This window comes from Citrobacter sp. CRE-46, from assembly GCF_059615875.1.
This window is the reverse complement of the sequence record NZ_CM184341.1, coordinates 1022172-1041557: the sequence shown is the minus strand read 5'-3', so window position 1 is coordinate 1041557 and position 19386 is coordinate 1022172. Positions and strand designations below refer to the sequence as shown.

Genomic DNA, 19386 nt, shown 5'->3' with positions numbered 1-19386 from the left:
CGAGTTGCATGAAGGCAGCAAGTGAACGAATCCCAGGAGCTTACTGAAGTAAGTGACTGGGATAAGAGAGTGAAGCCAACACACATGCAGCTCGAAGTATGACGAGTATTAGGTTAACGGCGGGCATAGTAACAACTAAAGAAGGGATAGAAATAACAAATAACCAAATGAACTAACCTGTTTTAGTTATAGTTATTAACAGCAAAATCGATTTAATAAGCATTTGATATATAAATAGTTATTGAACATTATCTTTATGAATGGATTGTTCTGATACTCTGCGCCCTTTTAACTAATGATAAAATTTGCTCTTTACGGTACCCTACGGCGGTTTTTCGCATTCTTGAGAGTAAAAAATGTCCACCACCTTGTTTAAAGATTTCACCTTCGAAGCCGCTCACCGCCTGCCGCATGTACCGGAAGGGCATAAGTGTGGTCGCCTGCATGGTCACTCATTTATGGTGCGTCTTGAAATTACCGGTGAAGTCGATCCGCATACCGGTTGGATCATGGATTTCGCAGAGTTAAAGGCGGCGTTTAAGCCGACTTATCACAGACTTGATCACTACTATCTGAACGATATTCCAGGCTTAGAAAACCCAACCAGCGAAGTGCTGGCAAAATGGATTTGGGATCAGGTAAAACCGGTTGTCCCTCTGCTGAGCGCAGTGATGGTAAAAGAGACCTGCACAGCGGGTTGCGTGTATCGCGGCGAGTGATTGTGACTTTGCCGGATGGCGATGCGAAGCCCACCCGGCAAAATTTATCAGGCAATATTCAGGTATTTATGGGTCTGCATCGACAGACGCCAGTTACGCGCGATACAGGTATCAATGCACAGACGCGTCGCGTCTTCTTTCTGGCTGATTGGCTGTAAGGCAATGATTCGCGGCTTATCATCGCTCAACGTTGCCAGCAGTTCATCCAGCGCTTCAATATCGCGAACGCGGCCGACCGGATGTTTGATTTCATTCGCGCGCTCCAGCGCCTGTGACAGCACATCATAACCACCGCGCATATTCACCTTCGGCGATACGGTCACCCAGGTATTCGGCGTACAGCGTACTTCGTGGGTACCGCTGGTTTCAATCTGGCAGCTAAAGCCGTTCTTTTCCAGCAGGTGAGTCAGCGGCATCAGGTCATGAATGCAGGGCTCACCGCCGGTGATCACCACATGACGGGCGGTATAGCTCTGACGCTGAATAACAGCCAGCAAATCTTCGCTGCTCGCCGCGCCCCACTTATCGCTCTCTTTCGTTTTCGCCAGGATGCTGTACAGGGAGACTTCCCGATCCTCAAGCTTATCCCAGGTGTGTTTGGTATCGCACCAGGCACAGCCAACCGGGCATCCCTGTAAACGAATAAAAATGGCGGGGACGCCGGTAAAGTAACCCTCACCTTGCAGGGTCTGGAACATCTCGTTAATCGGGTACTGCATAGCGTTCTCAATATGGGGATAAACGCTAATTATCGCAGATCCCCGCCAAAGTATCATGCCCCATCGATGCTTTACGAGGCGATCGCCGCGACAAAGCGTGCCGTTATCTGCTGCGGACGCGTGATAGCGCCTCCAACCACCACGGTATGTGCGCCTAATGTCAGGCAACGTGCGGCGCGTTCCGGGGTATCGACGTTACCTTCCGCCACGACCGGTATGGTGACCGCCGCCAACACCTCACGTAAAAAACCGCAGTCGTTTTCCGCCAGCACATGCCCGGCAGTGTCGGCGGTATAGCCATAGAGCGTGGTGCCCACGCAGTCAAAACCCAGCCGCTCGGCTGTTATCGCCTCATCGACGGTAGCGATATCCGCCATCAGCAGTACGGACGGGTAACGGGCGCGGATTTGCGTGACCAGTTCTTCCAGCGTTTGCCCACCGGGGCGCGGTCGCGCTGTCGCATCCAGAGCAATAATTTCCGGCTCAACGGTCATCAGTTCATCCACTTCCTGCAGGGTGGCCGTGATAAATACATCGCTGCCCGGATAATCGCGCTTGATAATCCCTATTACCGGCAGGGAGACGCTCTCTTTGATCGCGCGAATATCTACCACGCTGTTCGCACGGATACCTGCCGCACCGCCCTGCGCTGCCGCCAGCGCCATACGCGACATAATAAACGGGCTGTGCAGGGGTTCATTTTCCAGCGCCTGGCAGGAGACAATTAATTTACCTTTCAGGGAATCCAGTACAGTTTTCATCACGATAAGATCTCTTCGACTTCATTTTTAATGATGGTGACATGCGGGCCATAAATCACCTGAACACCGTTGCCGCGAATAATTACGCCGCGCGCTCCGGTCGCTTTCAGCGCAGCTTCATCAACCTTGCTGCTCTCTTTCACCGTCACGCGTAAGCGTGTGGCGCAGCAGTCCACCTCTTCCAGATTCTCTTTGCCTCCCAGCCCGGCGATGACTGCCGCTGCGCGTTCGCTCTGAGGCAGACCGGACTCCACCTGGGTAGCGCTCTCACGCCCCGGCGTCAGCCAGTTAAAGCGGTTAATCAAATAACGGAAGGTGAAGTAGTAAAGAAAGAACCACGGCACCCCAACCAGGGGGACGTACATCCAGTTGGTTTTCGCTTCCCCCTGTAGCACGCCGAAGAGGAGGAAATCGATCAGTCCCCCCGAAAAGGTTTGCCCAATAGTGATATGTAAAATATGCGCCATCATAAACGCCAGACCATCGAAGAAGGCGTGAATGACATATAACACCGGAGCCACAAACAGGAAGGAGAACTCAATAGGCTCAGTGATGCCGGTCAGGAAAGAGGTCAGAGCCGCTGATAGCAACAGTCCGGCGACAAGCTTTCTGTTCTCCGGTTTTGCCGTGTGGTACATCGCCAGGCATGCGCCAAGCAGGCCAAACATCATGGTGATAAAGCGCCCGGACATAAAGCGCGAGGTACCGGCATAAAACTGCTGCGTATTCGGATCGGCAAGTTGGGCAAAGAAAATACGCTGGGTGCCTTCGACCAGTTGACCGTTGACGATTTCGCTCCCGCCCAGCGCTGTTGTCCAGAACGGCAAATAAAAGATATGGTGTAAACCCAGTGGGCCAAGCATACGCAGAATGAAACCGTACAGTAGCGTCCCCAGATAGCCCGTCGCATCCACCAGACCGCCCAGTCCAAAAATTAGCTTTTGGAAATGCGGCCACACCACCGTCATGATCGCCCCCACCACAATCGCGGCAAGCGAGCTGATAATCGGTACAAAACGCGAACCACTGAAAAAGCCAAGAAACTGAGGGAGTGAGACTTTATTGAAACGGCTATGCAGCGCGCAGGTGACCAGACCAATCACGACCCCACCAAAAACGCCCGTTTCCAGCGTCTGAATGCCCAGCGTCATTCCCTGGCCCACAGCACCTGGATTCTCGTGCGCCAACGTTCCGTTGAGCGTTAACAAAGCATTGATGGTGGCATTCATCACCAGAAAAGCCAGCAATGCCGCAAGGCCCGCCGTGCCTTTATCCGTTTTCGCCAGTCCCACGGCAACACCAACCGCAAAAAGCACCGACAGGTTGGCAAACACGATAGAACCCGCGCTGGTCATGATCGTGAAGATTGCCTGCAGCCAGTCGACATTCAAGAATGGGTAGGCCGTCAGCGTATTGGGATTCGACAAAGCCCCACCAATCCCCAACAACAACCCCGCTGCGGGCAATACCGCAATCGGTAGCATGAACGATTTGCCGAACCGCTGCGCTTTTTCAAACCATGCGCCTGACGAAGCGCCGCTAAATATTTGCATCATTTTTTCATCTCCCCGATCATTGATGAAAATTTTTACCATAATTAATTTTAAAAATGAAAATTACCATCAAAAAATCAGGACGCCGATCATACTTTTTTAAAATGACTGGCATCTCTCCCCTGCTTTCCGCCACACTATCGGCAGAGAAACGCATTAAGGATTTTGCATGTCAGAAAATGAAAACCTGCTGCTGAGATTGCGCCAGGGCGTTGATGGATATAGTCGAACTCAACAAAAGCTGGGAGAGTTTGTGCTTAGCGATCCGGCAAGAGTGGTCTATCTGACGATTACCGAACTGGCGCGTGAAAGCGACACCAGCGAGGCGAGCGTCACGCGTCTGTGCCGTACGCTGGGGTGTAAGGGCTATAACGAATTTAAGATGGCGCTGGCACTCGATCTCCGGCAAGGAGAGCCGGTAGAGCACAGCGGTGATGAGATTGACAATGTGGTCAATGAATCCGTGCAAGCGCTGCAGGACACGGCAAAATTACTCGACAGAACATTACTGGAAGCAGCCGCTCTGGCGCTGCATCAGGCTCAGTCGGTACAAATTTATGGCGTAGCGGCCAGCGCTATTCTGGGGGAATATTTACATTACAAACTCCTGCGCCTCGGCAAACCCGCGCAATTGTTCAGCGACATGCACCGTGCTGCTATGAACGCTACAACGCTAAGCAAAGATACGCTGGTAGTGGCGATATCCAGTTCGGGATCCACGCGCGATCTGCTGCATGTCGTAAAGCTGGCGCGTAAGCAAGGCGTACGCGTACTGGCGCTAAGTAATACACCGCGTAGTCCACTGGCATCGCTGAGTGATATTCAACTGGTCGCAGCCAAACCAGAAGGTCCGTTGAGCGCCGGCGCGCTAAACGCCAAGGTGGGTGTCATGCTGTTGGTGGAACTGCTCACCACGTCGCTGATTGGACTGGATGAAAAGTACAGCGATGTGAGCCAGCAAACGGCGAGTGCGACCTTACCACTACTACTTTAAAGGCATAAAAAAACCCGCCGCAGCGGGTTTTTACGTTAAGAGTTAAAGAACAGGATTACGCCTGACCTTTGATCTCTTTACGACCGTTGTACGGAGCTTGTTCGCCCAGCGCTTCTTCGATACGAATCAGCTGGTTGTACTTAGCTACGCGGTCAGAACGGCTCATAGAACCGGTTTTGATCTGGCCTGCAGCGGTACCAACAGCCAGGTCAGCGATGGTAGCGTCTTCAGTTTCGCCAGAACGGTGAGAGATGACAGCGGTGTAGCCAGCGTCTTTCGCCATTTTGATCGCAGCCAGAGTTTCGGTCAGAGAACCGATCTGGTTGAATTTGATCAGGATGGAGTTAACGATGCCTTTTTCGATGCCTTCTTTCAGGATTTTGGTGTTGGTTACGAACAGATCGTCACCAACCAGCTGGATTTTGTCGCCCAGAACTTTAGTCTGGTATGCGAAACCGTCCCAGTCAGACTCGTCCAGACCATCTTCGATGGACACGATCGGGTACTGTTTGGTCAGTTCTTCCAGGAAGTGGGTGAATTCTTCGGAGGTGAACGCTTTGTTGCCTTCGCCAGCCAGAACGTATTTACCGTCTTTGTAGAATTCAGAAGCTGCACAGTCCATCGCCAGAGTGATGTCTTTGCCCAGCTCGTAGCCAGCTGCTTTAACCGCTTCAGCGATTACAGCCAGAGCTTCAGCGTTGGAGCCCAGGTTCGGCGCGTAGCCGCCTTCGTCACCAACTGCAGTGTTCATACCTTTAGCTTTCAGAACTTTAGCCAGGTTGTGGAACACTTCAGAACCCATACGTACGGCTTCTTTCAGAGTCTTAGCGCCAACCGGCTGAATCATGAACTCCTGGATGTCGACGTTGTTGTCAGCGTGCTCACCACCGTTGATGATGTTCATCATCGGAACCGGCATGGAGTATTTGCCCGGAGTACCGTTCAGTTCAGCGATGTGTGCATACAGCGGCAGGCCTTTAGCAGCAGCTGCTGCTTTGGCGTTCGCCAGGGACACAGCCAGGATGGCGTTTGCACCGAAGTTGGATTTGTTTTCAGTACCGTCCAGATCGATCATGATCTTGTCGATGCCAGCCTGATCTTTAGCATCTTTACCCAGCAGAGCCTGAGCAATTGGGCCGTTAACAGCTGCAACAGCTTTCAGTACGCCTTTACCCATGAAACGGGATTTGTCGCCATCGCGCAGTTCCAGTGCTTCGCGGGAACCAGTAGAAGCACCTGACGGAGCTGCTGCCATACCAACGAAACCACCTTCCAGGTGTACTTCGGCTTCAACAGTCGGGTTACCACGGGAGTCGATGATTTCACGACCGATGATTTTAACGATTTTGGACATTAGGTTTTCCTCAGTACAAGTTAAACTAAAACTCCAGACAAACAATGCACCCGAATGGGTGCATTGCCGTTCTAACTTTTTACTTCTTACTTCGCCTGACGCTTCTGATGTTCACTGGCGGCTTTCACAAAGCCGGCAAACAGCGGGTGCCCATCACGTGGCGTGGAAGTAAATTCCGGGTGGAACTGACAGGCCACGAACCACGGATGATTCGGTACCTCGATGATCTCGACCAACTGATCATCACCGGAACGGCCTGCAACACGCAGACCAGCAGCTTCAATCTGTTTCAACAGCATATTGTTGACTTCGTAGCGGTGACGGTGGCGTTCAACGATTGTCGGCGTGCCGTACAGTTGACGGACCAGGCTTTCATCGCTCAGTTGACACTGCTGCGCGCCAAGACGCATGGTGCCACCCAGATCGCTCTTCTCGGTACGGACTTCGACGTTGCCGTCTTCGTCACGCCATTCGGTAATCAGAGCCACCACCGGGTACTTACAGTCTGGCACAAATTCCGTGGAGTTGGCGTTGTCCATACCCACTACGTTACGCGCAAACTCAATCAACGCAACCTGCATACCCAGGCAAATGCCCAGATAAGGAATATTGTTCTCACGCGCAAAGCGCGCCGTCGCGATTTTACCTTCAACACCACGGTAGCCGAAGCCGCCAGGGATCAGGATAGCATCAAGACCTTTCAGGATCTCAACGCCGCGCGTTTCGACATCCTGCGAATCGATCAGCTTGATGTTGACGGTGACACGATTCTTCAGACCACCGTGCTTCAGCGCTTCAATCACTGACTTATAGGCGTCCGGCAGTTCAATATACTTGCCGACCATACCGATAGTCACTTCACCTGCCGGATTCGCTTCTTCGTAGATAACCTGTTCCCATTCTGACAGATTAGCTTCCGGACAGTTCAAGCTGAATCGTTTACAAATATAATCGTCAAGGCCCTGGGATTTCAACAGGCCCGGAATTTTATAGATGGAATCGACATCTTTCAGAGAAATCACCGCTTTTTCCGGAACGTTACAGAACAATGCAATTTTCGCACGTTCATTCGCCGGAACTGCGCGATCGGAGCGGCAGATCAGGATATCTGGCTGAATACCGATAGAAAGCAGCTCTTTTACAGAGTGCTGAGTCGGTTTCGTTTTGACTTCACCTGCCGCCGCCATGTACGGAACCAGCGTCAGATGCATAAACAGCGTGTGCTCACGGCCAATTTCTACGGCCATTTGGCGAATCGCTTCAAGGAACGGCAGAGATTCGATATCCCCAACGGTTCCGCCGATTTCGACCAGAACAACATCATGACCTTCGCCGCCTTCCAGAACGCGCTCTTTAATTGCGTTGGTGATATGCGGGATAACCTGAACAGTAGCGCCCAGATAGTCGCCACGGCGTTCTTTACGCAGAACGTCAGAGTAGATACGCCCCGTGGTGAAGTTGTTGCGGCGGCTCATTTTCGTACGGATGAAACGCTCATAGTGACCCAGGTCCAGGTCGGTTTCAGCGCCGTCTTCGGTAACGAACACTTCCCCGTGTTGGATTGGGCTCATAGTACCCGGATCGACGTTGATGTACGGATCCAGTTTCATCATGGTCACGTTGAGGCCACGGGCTTCAAGAATGGCTGCGAGGGAGGCTGCGGCAATGCCTTTTCCCAGAGAGGATACGACCCCGCCGGTCACAAAAATATAGTTCGTTGTCATGCTGGACCTGAGAAGTTAGGGTGAAACGATGGAATTACCAAGACGGGAAAGTAGTATACCCGAACATGACGAGCGCCACAAACTTTCATTATCCCTCCTCTTCACCAGGCTCACATTAACATCGGGAGTGAGAAAATAGCCCCTTTGAGGTAAATGTTTTTGACGTAAATCAAGCGCTTGTTATTTAAAAAATCACACAAAACGCCCTTGACCGACGAAATCCCTTAGAGATCAATTTCCTGCCGTTTTACCTGTTGCCAGACTTCTTCCATCGTTTCCAGATCAACACCCGTCATTTCCAGACCACGAGCAGCGACAATTCGCTCAACTTCACGAAAACGTCGTTCAAATTTCTCGTTCGCTTTTTGTAACGCAGTCTCGGCTTTTGTCCCCAGATGACGAGCCATGTTGACTGTGGCAAACAGCAGATCGCCCATTTCCTCCTCCAGTTTAGCCTGGTCGACAACAGCCTGCTTTGCCTCAAACATGACTTCGTCGATCTCTTCATAAACCTTGTCGACAACCGGTCCTAATGTTTTCCAATCGAAGCCAACATTAGAGCAGCGTTTCTGGATTTTCTGGGCGCGCATTAACGCCGGTAAACTGCGGGGAATATCGTCGAGTGCGGAATGCTGTGCTTTCCCGGCGCGTTCTTCGCTTTTAATTTGCTCCCAGCGGGTTAGCACTTCAGTACTGTTGCTGGCAGAAACATCAGCGAATACATGCGGATGCCGGCGTTCAAGCTTATCGCTGATGGCGGCGCAGATATCATTGAAATCAAAACGGCCTTCTTCCTGCGCCATCTGAGCATAAAACACCACCTGGAACAGCAGGTCGCCGAGCTCTCCGCGCAGATCGTCGAAGTCTTTACGCGCAATCGCATCCAGTACTTCATAGGTTTCTTCGAGAGTGTAAGGGGCAATAGTGGCGAATGTCTGCTCTTTATCCCACGGACAGCCGTTTTCCGGGTCGCGCAAGCGCTGCATAATACCGAGCAGTCGATCGATTTGGTTCATGTGAAAATCCTGAAATTTCAATACGGTAGACCGGATAAGGCGATAGCCGATATCCGGCAACATGGCAATGCCTGATGGCAACGCTAACGCGTTTTATCAGGCCTACAAGATTATCCGGCCTACAAAATAATTAATTGCCGTGCAACCGCCGCGCGTCGATCACATCCGGCACCTGGTTCAGCTTGCCAAGCACGCGTCCGAGCACCTGCAGGTTATAGATTTCGATGGTCATATCGATGGTGGCCAACTGTTGCTTGGTATCGCTCCGGCTGGCAACCCCCAGCACGTTCACTTTCTCGTTGGCAAGAATGGTGGTGATATCACGCAATAAACCGCTGCGATCGTTGGCCTGTACGCGAACCACCAGCGAGTATCCCGCCGAGTAGCTTTCGCCCCAAACCGCATCAACAATCCGCTCCGGCGCGTGTGAACGCAGCTCTGCCAACTGTTCGCAATCGGCCCGGTGCACGGAAATACCGCGCCCCTGGGTGATAAACCCAACGATTTCATCGCCAGGAATCGGCTGGCAGCAGCGCGCGATGTGGTGCATCAGGTTACCGACCCCTTCCACCACGACGCGACCATCGTCTTTACGGCGACTCTGCGGCGCCTGGGTTTTCTGCTGAAGCTGTTTCAGCGCGGCTGCATCCTGCTCGGCAGCGCTGGGCTTATTAAACTGCGCCTGCAGGAAGTTCACCATCTGGTTGAGACGGATGTCTCCTCCGCCAATCGCCGCCAGCAGTTCATCCAGTTCATTGAAGCTGTAGCGCGGCAGCAGATGTTTTTCCGCCTCTTTCAGGCTAATGCCCAGGTGCGCAAGCTCATCGTCGAGGATCTGGCGGCCCGCAAGGATGTTTTTGTCACGATCTTGTTTACGGAACCAGGCGTGGATCTTCGAGCGACCACGGCTGGTGGTCACATAGCCAAGGTTAGGGTTCAACCAGTCACGGCTTGGGTTTGGCTGTTTCTGGGTGATAATTTCAATTTGATCGCCCATCTGTAACTGGTAGGTAAACGGTACGATACGCCCACCAATTTTCGCGCCAATGCAACGATGTCCTACATCACTGTGAATGTGGTAAGCAAAGTCCAGCGGCGTGGAGCCTGCAGGTAAGTCAACAACGTCACCTTTTGGCGTAAAGACGTAAACCCGGTCATCGAAGACCTGGCTGCGCACTTCATCCAGCATTTCGCCGGAATCCGCCATTTCTTCCTGCCAGGCGATCAGCTTACGCAGCCACGCAATGCGGTCTTCATGCCCAGAACGCGCCGCGCCTGACGCAGTCCCTTCTTTGTACTTCCAGTGCGCCGCCACGCCCAGTTCGGCATCTTCGTGCATCTGTTTGGTGCGGATCTGAATTTCAATGGTTTTTCCACCCGGCCCTAACACAACCGTATGGATCGACTGGTAGCCGTTGGGTTTTGGATTAGCGACGTAATCATCGAACTCATCCGGCAGATGGCGATAGTGAGTATGTACTATCCCGAGCGCGGCATAGCAGTCCTGTAGACGCTCCGCCACGATGCGCACCGCGCGCACATCAAACAGCTCATCGAAGGCTAACTGCTTTTTCTGCATTTTACGCCAGATGCTGTAGATATGCTTCGGACGCCCGTACACTTCGGCTTTGACGCCTTCCGTTTTCATTTCTGAGCGCAGATGACCAACGAACTCTTCAATATAGTGTTCGCGATCGATGCGACGCTCGTGCAGCAGCTTGGCAATGCGTTTGTATTCGGCCGGGTGCAGGTAGCGGAAGCAGTAATCTTCCAGCTCCCATTTTAATTGCCCGATGCCCAAACGGTTGGCCAGCGGCGCATAGATATTGGTGCACTCTTTTGCCGCCAGAACGCGTTCATCTTCCGGTGCGTCTTTCACTTCACGCAGATGCGCGATCCTCTCCGCCAGCTTGATGACCACGCAGCGGAAATCATCCACCATTGCCAGCAGCATACGGCGGACGTTATCGACCTGCTCGGAAGAGACTGAATCGGTATGCGTAGCTTTCAGCTGGCGTATCGCCGCCATATCGCGCACGCCATGGATAAGATGCACAATGGATTTACCCACGCTTTCGCGCAGGATGTCCTCACTGACCACGTTGGCATCCGCCAGAGGAAACAGCATTGCCGCACGCAGCGTGTCGATATCCATGCTCAACATAGAGAGTATTTCTACCATCTCCACGCCACGCCATAGCAGCAAATCCGCATCAGGATGTCCCTGTGTTTGCTGCTGGCAGTACGCCCAGGTTTCGGCTAAGCGTTCACACGACTGCTGGCTGGAGATTCCCAGACTCGCGATCCATTTCTTGGGATCAAACTCACCAGCTTTATTTATATGTGCACTTCTTACCGCAACCATTGTCCTCTCCTTTAGGGGCCTGGCCTGTCGAAGTCGACAAGCCATACCCATTGTCTTTCATGCTGCATTACAACCCGAAATCCAATGGGTACAAATTTCATTACAAATGCTCAAACAGGACCATCGATTCCAGGTGTCCAGTGTGCGGGAACATATCGAGCATCGCCAGTCGCCGTATGGCATATCCCGCGTTGAGCAAAGCGTCGCTGTCACGAGCCAGCGTTGCTGGGTTACAGGATACATAAACAACGCGACCAGGGCTTAATTTTATAATATGTTGCATCACACCGGCAGCCCCCGCACGCGCAGGATCGAGCAATACTTTGTCGAATCCGTTTTTCGCCCACGGCTGCTGGGTAACATCCTCCTCAAGGTTTTCATGAAAGAATGTCACGTTGTGTAATCCGTTATTCAGCGCGTTTTCCCGGGCTTTTTCGACCAGCGCCGGTACTCCTTCAACCCCCACCACGCTTGCTGCCCGCACAGCCAGCGGCAGAGTAAAATTCCCCATACCGCAGAACAGATCGAGCACGCGATCTTCAGGTCGCACATCCAGCCATTCCAGCGCACAGGCGACCATTTTTTGGTTTACCCCTGCATTGACCTGAATAAAATCACGCGGGCTGAAGCTTAACCGTAGTCCATTTGAGTCATACCAGGGCGATTCTTCTGATACTGATTCCAGTATCTCGCTTTGCGGGGCCAGAAACAAAGACAGCCCCTGAGAATGCGAAAAGCATTCCAGTTTTTCTTTATCCGCAGCACTTAATGGCGCCGTGTGGCGCAAAATCATCAACGCGCCGCTCCCTGCCTGCACCAGCTCAACATGACCGAGATGACGTAACCCTTGCAAACTCTCCAGACACGCCCTGATGTGGGGCAACAGCGCTTCAAGTTGGGGCACCAGAATAGGGCATTGTTTGACATCAATAATGTCGCTGGAACCGGATTTGCGAAAACCCATCTGCAATTTTTGTTCTTTTGACCGATAGTTCAGGCTCAAACGTGCGCGACGACGATAGCCCCACGGGGTATCAGCTATAACATCCGACACTTCACATTTCATTAAACGCGCTAACGCCGCGCTTTTGCTACGCTGCTGCAACGGGATGCTGGCGTGCTGCTGCTGGCAACCGCCACAGACGCCAAAATGCGGGCAACGTGGCACTTCACGTTGTGGACTGTCGTTTAAACGTCGTTTTACTTGCGCGCGGGCGAACTGTTTTTTATCTTCGGTAATCACCACCTCTGCGCTTTCCTGGGGTAGCAATTCTGGTATAAACAACGCCTTTCCGTTATGGCGAGCGACACCCTGACCAAAAGGATCGAGGTCATTGACGGTAACGGTTATGATCTGACGCGTCGTCACGCGTCGTTTTGCAGAGTAGAATTGCGCCATCGACGAGATATTTCTCTATTTAACAGTGTGACCCTAATTGTCCCATAACGGAACTCCATGACCAACTACAGCCTGCGCGCACGCATGATGATTCTGATCCTGGCCCCGACCGTCCTGATTGGTTTGCTGCTCAGTATCTTTTTTGTTGTGCATCGCTATAACGACTTGCAGCGTCAACTGGAAGATGCCGGCGCCAGTATCATAGAGCCACTGGCGGTCTCCAGCGAATATGGCATGAACCTGCAAAACAGGGAATCCATCGGCCAGCTCATCAGCGTACTGCATCGCCGCCATTCCGATATCGTGCGGGCAATTTCTGTATATGACGAGAATAACCGGCTGTTTGTCACCTCCAATTTTCATCTCGATCCGTCTGAAATGCAGCTGGCGACCGGTTCACCGTTTCCCCGTAAGCTGAGCGTCACCCGGCTCGGGGATATTATGATCCTGCGAACGCCAATTATATCGGAAAGCTATTCGCCGGATGAATCTGCCATAAGCGACGCCAAAAATACGCAAAATATGCTGGGGTATGTAGCGCTTGAACTGGACCTCAAGTCGGTTCGACTGCAGCAATATAAAGAGATCTTTATCTCCAGCGTAATGATGCTGTTTTGTATTGGTATTGCGTTAATTTTCGGCTGGCGTCTGATGCGCGACGTAACCGGCCCGATTCGCAACATGGTGAATACCGTTGACCGTATACGTAGAGGGCAGCTCGACAGCCGTGTGGAAGGTTTCATGCTGGGCGAGCTGGATATGCTCAAAAACGGTATCAACTCGATGGCGATGTCTCTTGCAGCCTACCATGAAGAGATGCAGCACAATATCGATCAGGCGACTTCCGACCTGCGTGAAACCCTGGAGCAGATGGAAATTCAGAACGTCGAACTGGATCTGGCGAAAAAACGCGCACAGGAGGCGGCCCGAATTAAGTCTGAGTTCCTGGCTAACATGTCGCACGAGCTACGCACCCCGCTGAATGGCGTGATTGGCTTTACGCGCCTGACGCTGAAAACCGAGCTTAACACCACGCAACGCGATCACCTGAATACGATTGAGCGATCGGCCAACAATCTGCTGGCCATCATCAATGATGTGCTCGATTTCTCCAAACTGGAAGCGGGCAAGCTCATTCTGGAAAGCATTCCGTTCCCGCTACGCAGCACGCTGGATGACGTCGTCACGCTGTTAGCGCATTCGTCCCATGATAAAGGGCTTGAGCTGACGCTGAATATTAAGAATGATGTGCCGGACAACGTCATCGGCGACCCGCTGCGCTTACAGCAGGTCATTACCAATCTGGTCGGCAATGCCATCAAATTTACCGAAGGCGGTAATATCGACATTCTGGTCGAGAAACGCGCCCTCAGTAACACGAAAGTGCAAATTGAAGTGCAAATCCGCGATACCGGCATCGGTATCCCTGAGCGCGATCAGTCACGCCTGTTCCAGGCCTTCCGTCAGGCGGACGCCAGTATTTCCCGCCGCCACGGCGGTACCGGACTGGGTCTGGTCATTACGCAAAAACTGGTCAACGAGATGGGCGGGGATATCTCCTTCCATAGCCAGCCGAACCGCGGATCCACCTTCTGGTTCCATATTAGTCTCGATCTCAACCCTAACGTTCTCATCGATCGCTCGACAACCCGGTGCCTTGCTGGTAAACGACTGGCTTATGTCGAACCTAACGCCACTGCCGCGCAATGCACGTTAGATATATTAAGTGAAACGCCGCTGGAGGTGATTTACAGCCCTTCATTCTCCGGGCTGCCGAAGGATCACTACGATATTCTGCTGATTGGCATTCCGGTCACGTTGCGCGAACCGCTCACCATGCAACATGAGCGGCTGGCAAGCGCAGCGGCGATGACCGATTTCCTGTTATTAGCCCTGCCCTGTCACGCACAGATTAACGCCGAGAAATTGAAACAAGGCGGCGCGGCGGCGTGTCTGCTGAAGCCTCTCACCTCAACCCGACTACTGCCTGCGCTGACAGAGTATTGCCAGTTGAACTACAGCGCGGATCAGCCATTGCCAGATGAGAGCAAAATCGCCATGACCGTTATGGCGGTGGACGACAACCCGGCGAACCTCAAGCTGATCGGCGCACTGCTGGAAGATAAGGTACAGCACGTCGTACTCTGCGACAGCGGGCACCAGGCGGTGGATCGCGCCAAACAGATGCCGTTTGATCTGATCCTGATGGATATTCAGATGCCCGACATGGACGGTATTCGCGCCTGCGAACTGATCCACCAGTTGCCTCATCAACAACAGACGCCAGTTATTGCGGTCACCGCGCATGCGATGGCCGGGCAAAAAGAGAAGCTGCTCAGCGCCGGGATGAATGATTACCTGGCGAAGCCTATCGAAGAAGATAAGCTGCACAATCTCCTGTTACGCTACAAACCCGGCGCGGCCACATCGCTTAGGGCGCTCGCAGTTGAACCTCCGGAGCCGGTCGTCAATCCGAATACCACGCTCGACTGGCAACTGGCATTAAGACAAGCCGCAGGGAAAAACGATCTGGCGCGGGATATGCTGCAAATGCTGCTCGATTTTCTACCCGAGGTGCGCAACAAAATTGAAGAACAACTGGTAGGCGAAAACCCTGAAGGGCTGGTGGATATGATTCATAAGCTGCACGGTAGTTGCGGCTATAGCGGCGTCCCGCGCATGAAAAACCTGTGCCAGCTCATTGAGCAACAATTACGTAGCGGGACCAAAGAAGAAGAGCTGGAGCCTGAGTTTTTAGAGCTGCTGGATGAAATGGACAACGTTGCCCGCGAAGCGAAGAAGTTGTTGGGCTGATATTCGCCGGATGGCGGCGTGACCGCCATCCGGCCTGTAACTCAGCGTAACTGTTGCCCCGCTTTCAGCGTCGCAGCCACGTTGCGCGCGGTCATGCGTACGTTCTCACTTGCATTCTTCAGCGCCTCATCCAGCGAACAAATGGTATAGATGACGCTGAAAACCGCATCCAGCCCATGTAGGTGTACAACACCGACATCCGCCGTCAGGCTACCGGCAATGCCGATCACCGGTTTGTTGTAACGCTTTGCGATCTTCGCCACGCCAACCGGAACCTTACCGTGAATAGTCTGGCTGTCGATACGCCCTTCACCTGTCACCACTAAGTCAGCATCCGCAACGCAGGCATCCAGGCGTAACGCATCCGTCACGATCTCAATACCGCGGCGTAGCTGTGCGCCGCAAAACGCATACAGCGCCGCCCCCATACCGCCAGCAGCGCCACCGCCGGCCAGCTCCAGCACATTGACGTCCAGATCGCGCGCGATCAGTTGCGCATAGTGCGTAAGCGCCCGATCAAGACGCGGAATCATCTCCGTCGTCGCCCCCTTTTGTGGGCCAAAGACCACTGAGGCTCCTTCTTTACCGGTCAACGGGTTAGTGACGTCGCAGGCCACTTCGATACGACATCCGGCAAGACGCGGGTCTAACTGCGAGATATCAATCCGGGTGAGCGATTCCAGGCCCATCGCGCCATGAGCAATATCTTCATCTTGCGCATCCAGCAATCTTGCGCCCAGCGCCTGCACCATACCAGCACCGCCATCATTGGTAGCGCTACCGCCAATCCCAATGATGATATGCTCCACGCCCGCATCCAGCGCATGACGAATTAGCTCCCCGGTTCCCCAGGAGGTCGTTTTCAGCGGATCGCGTAAATTAGCAGGAACCTGCTCCAGCCCGCTGGCGGCTGCCATTTCAATAAACGCCGTGCGCTCATCGCCGGATAAACCATAAAAAGCCTGAATTGTATTGCCCAAAGGGCCGGTAACATCAACATGCACAAGGTGGCCTTGCGTAGCGGCAACCATCGCTTCGACCGTTCCCTCACCGCCATCTGCGACCGGGATCTTCACGTAATCCGCCTCAGGCCAGATCTCACGGAATCCCAGTTCAATCGCCGTTGCGACTTCAAGCGCACTCAAACTTTCCTTATAGGAATCCGGTGCGATCACTATTTTCATAAAGCATCCTTACGCATGTTGACTGTGTTAAGCATACACCAGGAGGAAAACCGCTCCATTCATGGGAGCGGTCCCAGTTCGCTTAGCGTACCATGCACGGGCGCTTATTATCAAATGTCCAGTTCGGGATCAGATACTGCATTCCCATCGCATCATCACGTGCACCCAGTCCATGTTGCTGATACAGCTCATGCGCTTTCATCACCTGATCCATATCCAGCTCCACGCCCAGGCCCGGTTTCGCCGGAACCTGCACCATACCGCCCTTGATTGCAAAAGGTTCTTTGGTCAGTCGCTGGTTACCTTCCTGCCAGATCCAATGGGTATCGATAGCGGTAATTTTCCCAGGCGCCGCCGCCGCGACATGAGTAAACATCGCCAGCGAAATATCAAAGTGGTTGTTAGAGTGCGAGCCCCAGGTCAGCCCGAACTCATGGCACATCTGCGCCACGCGAACAGAACCCTGCATCGTCCAGAAGTGCGGATCCGCCAGCGGGATATCCACGGACTGCAACGACAGGGTATGCCCCATCTGACGCCAGTCGGTAGCGATCATATTGGTCGCCGTCGGCAGCCCGGTAGCTCGACGGAATTCCGCCATCACTTCACGACCGGAGAAGCCCTGCTCTGCGCCGCACGGATCTTCCGCATAAGCCAGCGATCCTTTCAGGTACTTACCAATTTTAATCGCTTCATTCAGCGACCATGCGCCGTTGGGATCGAGCGTGACGCGCGCCTGTGGAAAGCGTTTCGCCAACGCCACAATAGATTCCGCTTCTTCTTCCCCGGCCAGTACGCCGCCTTTCAGTTTGAAGTCGTTGAAACCATATTTCTCATACGCTGCTTCCGCCAGACGCACTACCGCATCCGGGGTCATCGCCTCTTCATGACGCAGGCGATACCAGTCGCATTTTTCATCCGGTTGGCTTTGATACGGCAGCGGCGTCGCTTTACGGTTACCAACGAAGAACAGATAGCCAAGCATTTCGACTTCGCTACGCTGCTGACCATCGCCCAGCAGAGATGCGACGTTGACGCCCAGATGCTGACCTAACAGATCCAACATCGCCGCTTCGATCCCGGTAACCACATGAATAGTGGTACGTAAATCGAAAGTCTGCAAACCACGGCCACCGGCATCACGATCGGCAAACGTATTACGTACCGCGTTCAGTACGTTTTTATACTCACCCAGCGTTTTACCCACCACCAGCGGAATGGCATCTTCCAGGGTCTGACGAATTTTTTCGCCGCCAGGAATTTCCCCTACCCCGGTATGGCCAGAGTTATCTTTAATAATCACAATATTACGTGTAAAGAACGGGGCATGAGCACCGCTCAGGTTCATCAGCATGCTGTCATGGCCCGCAACCGGGATCACCTGCATAGAGGTCACGACGGGGGTAGTAAATTGTGCGCTCATATTTAAATCCTTATTCAAAATTAGTGGCGGCCGAAAACGGGACGTTTACGGTCAAAAGTCCATCCGGGAATCAGGTACTGCATCGGGCCTGCGTCATTACGCGCGCCGCCGGGCAGCGCCTTATAGGCCTCATGGGCTTTCTGTATCTGCTCCCAGTCCAGCTCCACGCCCAGACCGGGCGCATCGGGTACCGCAATTTTTCCGTTTTTAATCTCCAGCGGATTTTTGGTCAGACGGCAATCGCCCTCCTGCCAGATCCAGTGGGTGTCGATAGCCGTCGGGTTGCCCGGTGCCGCGGCGCCAACGTGGGTAAACATCGCCAACGAAATATCAAAATGGTTGTTGGAATGGCAGCCCCAGGTCAGGCCCCAGTCATCGCATAACTGTGCCACGCGCACCGCGCCGGAAAGGGTCCAGAAGTGCGGATCGGCCAGCGGAATATCTACTGAGTTCAGCATCACCGCATGCCCCATTTCACGCCAGTTGGTGGCGATCATATTGGTCGCCACCGGCAGACCGGTCGCACGGCGGAACTCGGCCATCACTTCGCGGCCTGAAAAACCCTGTTCGGCACCGCACGGATCTTCAGCATAAGTCAGAACATCGTTCAGCCCTTTACACAGGGAAATGGCTTCATCCAGCAGCCAGGCCCCGTTGGGATCAACCGTAATACGCGCCTCCGGGAAGCGTTTTTTCAGCGCACGAGCGGTGTCGATTTCTTGCTCGCCGGGCAGTACGCCCCCCTTGAGTTTGAAATCTTTAAAGCCGTAGCGATCTTGCGAAGCCTCTGCCAGGCGCACCACCGCGTCACTGTTCATCGCTTGCTGGTGACGCAGGTGATACCACTCATGGTGGCCCGGTGTGCTCTCCAGATACGGCAGATCGGTTTTGCTGCGATCGCCGACATAGAACAGATAGCCGAGCACAGTGACCGCATCGCGCTGCTTGCCTGGCCCTAACAGTTCACAAACCGGAACGTTCAGCGCCTTGCCCAGCAGATCGAGCAATGCGGCTTCAAGCGCGGCCACCGCATTAACCCGCAGTTCAAAGGTCCAGGCGCCTTTGCCGAAAGTGTCAAAGTCAGCGGCCTGGTTGCCTTTATGCACCTGCTGAACCACTTTATTCAGACGCGCGACTTCTTGTCCCAACACCTGTGGGATTGCATCCACCAGCGTCTGATAAATCACTTCACCGCCCGGCGCTTCACCAACCCCGGTATTGCCGGCGTTATCGGTGAGCACCACGATATTGCGGGTAAAATATGCGTTATGCGCACCGCCAATATTGAGCAGCATGCTGTCATGCCCGGCCACCGGGATGACCTTCATATCGGTAATAACGGGACTCGATTGTGTTGTCAT

14 protein-coding genes are annotated in these 19386 nt (G+C 53.3%); 3 read left to right on the top strand and 11 right to left on the bottom strand.

Annotated features, from left to right (window positions below; translation table 11 throughout):
* Positions 1-356 precede the first annotated feature (356 nt).
* Positions 357-719 (top strand): 6-carboxytetrahydropterin synthase QueD, encoded by a 363-nt coding sequence (queD, locus tag AC534G_RS04990; RefSeq protein WP_110496995.1) that lies wholly within the window; start codon positions 357-359, stop codon positions 717-719.
* 47 nt (positions 720-766) lie between these two features.
* Here the strand turns inward: queD and queE are convergent, their stop codons facing one another.
* From queE to AC534G_RS04975, 3 genes are all read right to left on the bottom strand, one after another.
* Positions 767-1438 (bottom strand): 7-carboxy-7-deazaguanine synthase QueE, encoded by a 672-nt coding sequence (gene queE / locus AC534G_RS04985; protein ID WP_110496993.1) that lies wholly within the window; start codon positions 1436-1438, stop codon positions 767-769.
* Positions 1439-1509: 71 nt separating this feature from the next.
* Positions 1510-2199 carry an N-acetylmannosamine-6-phosphate 2-epimerase gene (locus tag AC534G_RS04980; protein WP_110496991.1) on the bottom strand — a complete coding sequence of 230 codons (690 nt, stop codon included), beginning with the start codon at positions 2197-2199 and terminating at the stop codon, positions 1510-1512.
* Positions 2199-3755 (bottom strand): maltose/glucose-specific PTS transporter subunit IIC, encoded by a 1557-nt coding sequence (locus AC534G_RS04975; protein ID WP_110498792.1) that lies wholly within the window; start codon positions 3753-3755, stop codon positions 2199-2201. Before AC534G_RS04975 ends, AC534G_RS04980 begins: the two co-directional genes overlap by 1 nt.
* Before the next feature lie 166 nt (positions 3756-3921).
* Between AC534G_RS04975 and AC534G_RS04970 the strand changes: the two genes are divergently transcribed.
* Complete coding sequence (locus AC534G_RS04970) at positions 3922-4746, top strand: MurR/RpiR family transcriptional regulator (protein ID WP_087856940.1); 825 nt, start codon at positions 3922-3924, stop codon at positions 4744-4746.
* Positions 4747-4801: 55 nt separating this feature from the next.
* On the opposite strand, the gene eno is transcribed toward AC534G_RS04970, so the two are convergent.
* From eno to rlmD, 5 genes are all read right to left on the bottom strand, one after another.
* Positions 4802-6100 carry a phosphopyruvate hydratase gene (eno, locus tag AC534G_RS04965; RefSeq protein ID WP_003034129.1) on the bottom strand — a complete coding sequence of 433 codons (1299 nt, stop codon included), beginning with the start codon at positions 6098-6100 and terminating at the stop codon, positions 4802-4804.
* An 86-nt stretch (positions 6101-6186) separates the two neighbouring features.
* Positions 6187-7824, bottom strand: coding sequence for a glutamine hydrolyzing CTP synthase (gene pyrG, locus AC534G_RS04960; protein ID WP_005130912.1), 1638 nt, complete (start codon positions 7822-7824; stop codon positions 6187-6189).
* Positions 7825-8048: 224 nt separating this feature from the next.
* Complete coding sequence (gene mazG / locus AC534G_RS04955; RefSeq protein ID WP_110498791.1) at positions 8049-8840, bottom strand: nucleoside triphosphate pyrophosphohydrolase; 792 nt, start codon at positions 8838-8840, stop codon at positions 8049-8051.
* A 130-nt stretch (positions 8841-8970) separates the two neighbouring features.
* Positions 8971-11205 (bottom strand): GTP diphosphokinase, encoded by a 2235-nt coding sequence (gene relA, locus AC534G_RS04950; protein ID WP_042310708.1) that lies wholly within the window; start codon positions 11203-11205, stop codon positions 8971-8973.
* 100 nt (positions 11206-11305) lie between these two features.
* Positions 11306-12604 (bottom strand): 23S rRNA (uracil(1939)-C(5))-methyltransferase RlmD, encoded by a 1299-nt coding sequence (gene rlmD / locus AC534G_RS04945; RefSeq protein ID WP_110496989.1) that lies wholly within the window; start codon positions 12602-12604, stop codon positions 11306-11308.
* A gap of 57 nt (positions 12605-12661) precedes the next feature.
* Between rlmD and barA the strand changes: the two genes are divergently transcribed.
* Complete coding sequence (barA, locus tag AC534G_RS04940) at positions 12662-15418, top strand: two-component sensor histidine kinase BarA (RefSeq protein ID WP_038633206.1); 2757 nt, start codon at positions 12662-12664, stop codon at positions 15416-15418.
* Between the two features lie 41 nt (positions 15419-15459).
* Here the strand turns inward: barA and AC534G_RS04935 are convergent, their stop codons facing one another.
* From AC534G_RS04935 to AC534G_RS04925, 3 genes are all read right to left on the bottom strand, one after another.
* A complete protein-coding gene (locus tag AC534G_RS04935; RefSeq protein WP_110496987.1) occupies positions 15460-16602 on the bottom strand; it encodes a glycerate kinase in 1143 nt (380 codons plus the stop codon).
* Positions 16603-16684: 82 nt separating this feature from the next.
* Entirely contained in the window at positions 16685-18025 is a 1341-nt protein-coding gene (gene gudD / locus AC534G_RS04930) for a glucarate dehydratase (RefSeq protein ID WP_042310713.1), read from the bottom strand.
* A 20-nt stretch (positions 18026-18045) separates the two neighbouring features.
* On the bottom strand, positions 18046-19386 hold the full coding sequence (locus AC534G_RS04925) for an enolase C-terminal domain-like protein (protein ID WP_110496985.1): 1341 nt from the start codon (positions 19384-19386) through the stop codon (positions 18046-18048).

Excerpts from the sequence above, each read along its gene's own strand:
- queD (WP_110496995.1), top strand. The coding sequence starts at position 357 with ATGTCCACCACCTTGTTTAAAGATTTCACCTTCGAAGCCGCTCACCGC.
- queE (WP_110496993.1), bottom strand. The coding sequence starts at position 1,438 with ATGCAGTACCCGATTAACGAGATGTTCCAGACCCTGCAAGGTGAGGGT.
- AC534G_RS04980 (WP_110496991.1), bottom strand. The coding sequence starts at position 2,199 with ATGAAAACTGTACTGGATTCCCTGAAAGGTAAATTAATTGTCTCCTGC.
- AC534G_RS04975 (WP_110498792.1), bottom strand. The coding sequence starts at position 3,755 with ATGATGCAAATATTTAGCGGCGCTTCGTCAGGCGCATGGTTTGAAAAA.
- AC534G_RS04970 (WP_087856940.1), top strand. The coding sequence starts at position 3,922 with ATGTCAGAAAATGAAAACCTGCTGCTGAGATTGCGCCAGGGCGTTGAT.
- eno (WP_003034129.1), bottom strand. The coding sequence starts at position 6,100 with ATGTCCAAAATCGTTAAAATCATCGGTCGTGAAATCATCGACTCCCGT.
- pyrG (WP_005130912.1), bottom strand. The coding sequence starts at position 7,824 with ATGACAACGAACTATATTTTTGTGACCGGCGGGGTCGTATCCTCTCTG.
- mazG (WP_110498791.1), bottom strand. The coding sequence starts at position 8,840 with ATGAACCAAATCGATCGACTGCTCGGTATTATGCAGCGCTTGCGCGAC.
- relA (WP_042310708.1), bottom strand. The coding sequence starts at position 11,205 with ATGGTTGCGGTAAGAAGTGCACATATAAATAAAGCTGGTGAGTTTGAT.
- rlmD (WP_110496989.1), bottom strand. The coding sequence starts at position 12,604 with ATGGCGCAATTCTACTCTGCAAAACGACGCGTGACGACGCGTCAGATC.
- barA (WP_038633206.1), top strand. The coding sequence starts at position 12,662 with ATGACCAACTACAGCCTGCGCGCACGCATGATGATTCTGATCCTGGCC.
- AC534G_RS04935 (WP_110496987.1), bottom strand. The coding sequence starts at position 16,602 with ATGAAAATAGTGATCGCACCGGATTCCTATAAGGAAAGTTTGAGTGCG.
- gudD (WP_042310713.1), bottom strand. The coding sequence starts at position 18,025 with ATGAGCGCACAATTTACTACCCCCGTCGTGACCTCTATGCAGGTGATC.
- AC534G_RS04925 (WP_110496985.1), bottom strand. The coding sequence starts at position 19,386 with ATGACAACACAATCGAGTCCCGTTATTACCGATATGAAGGTCATCCCG.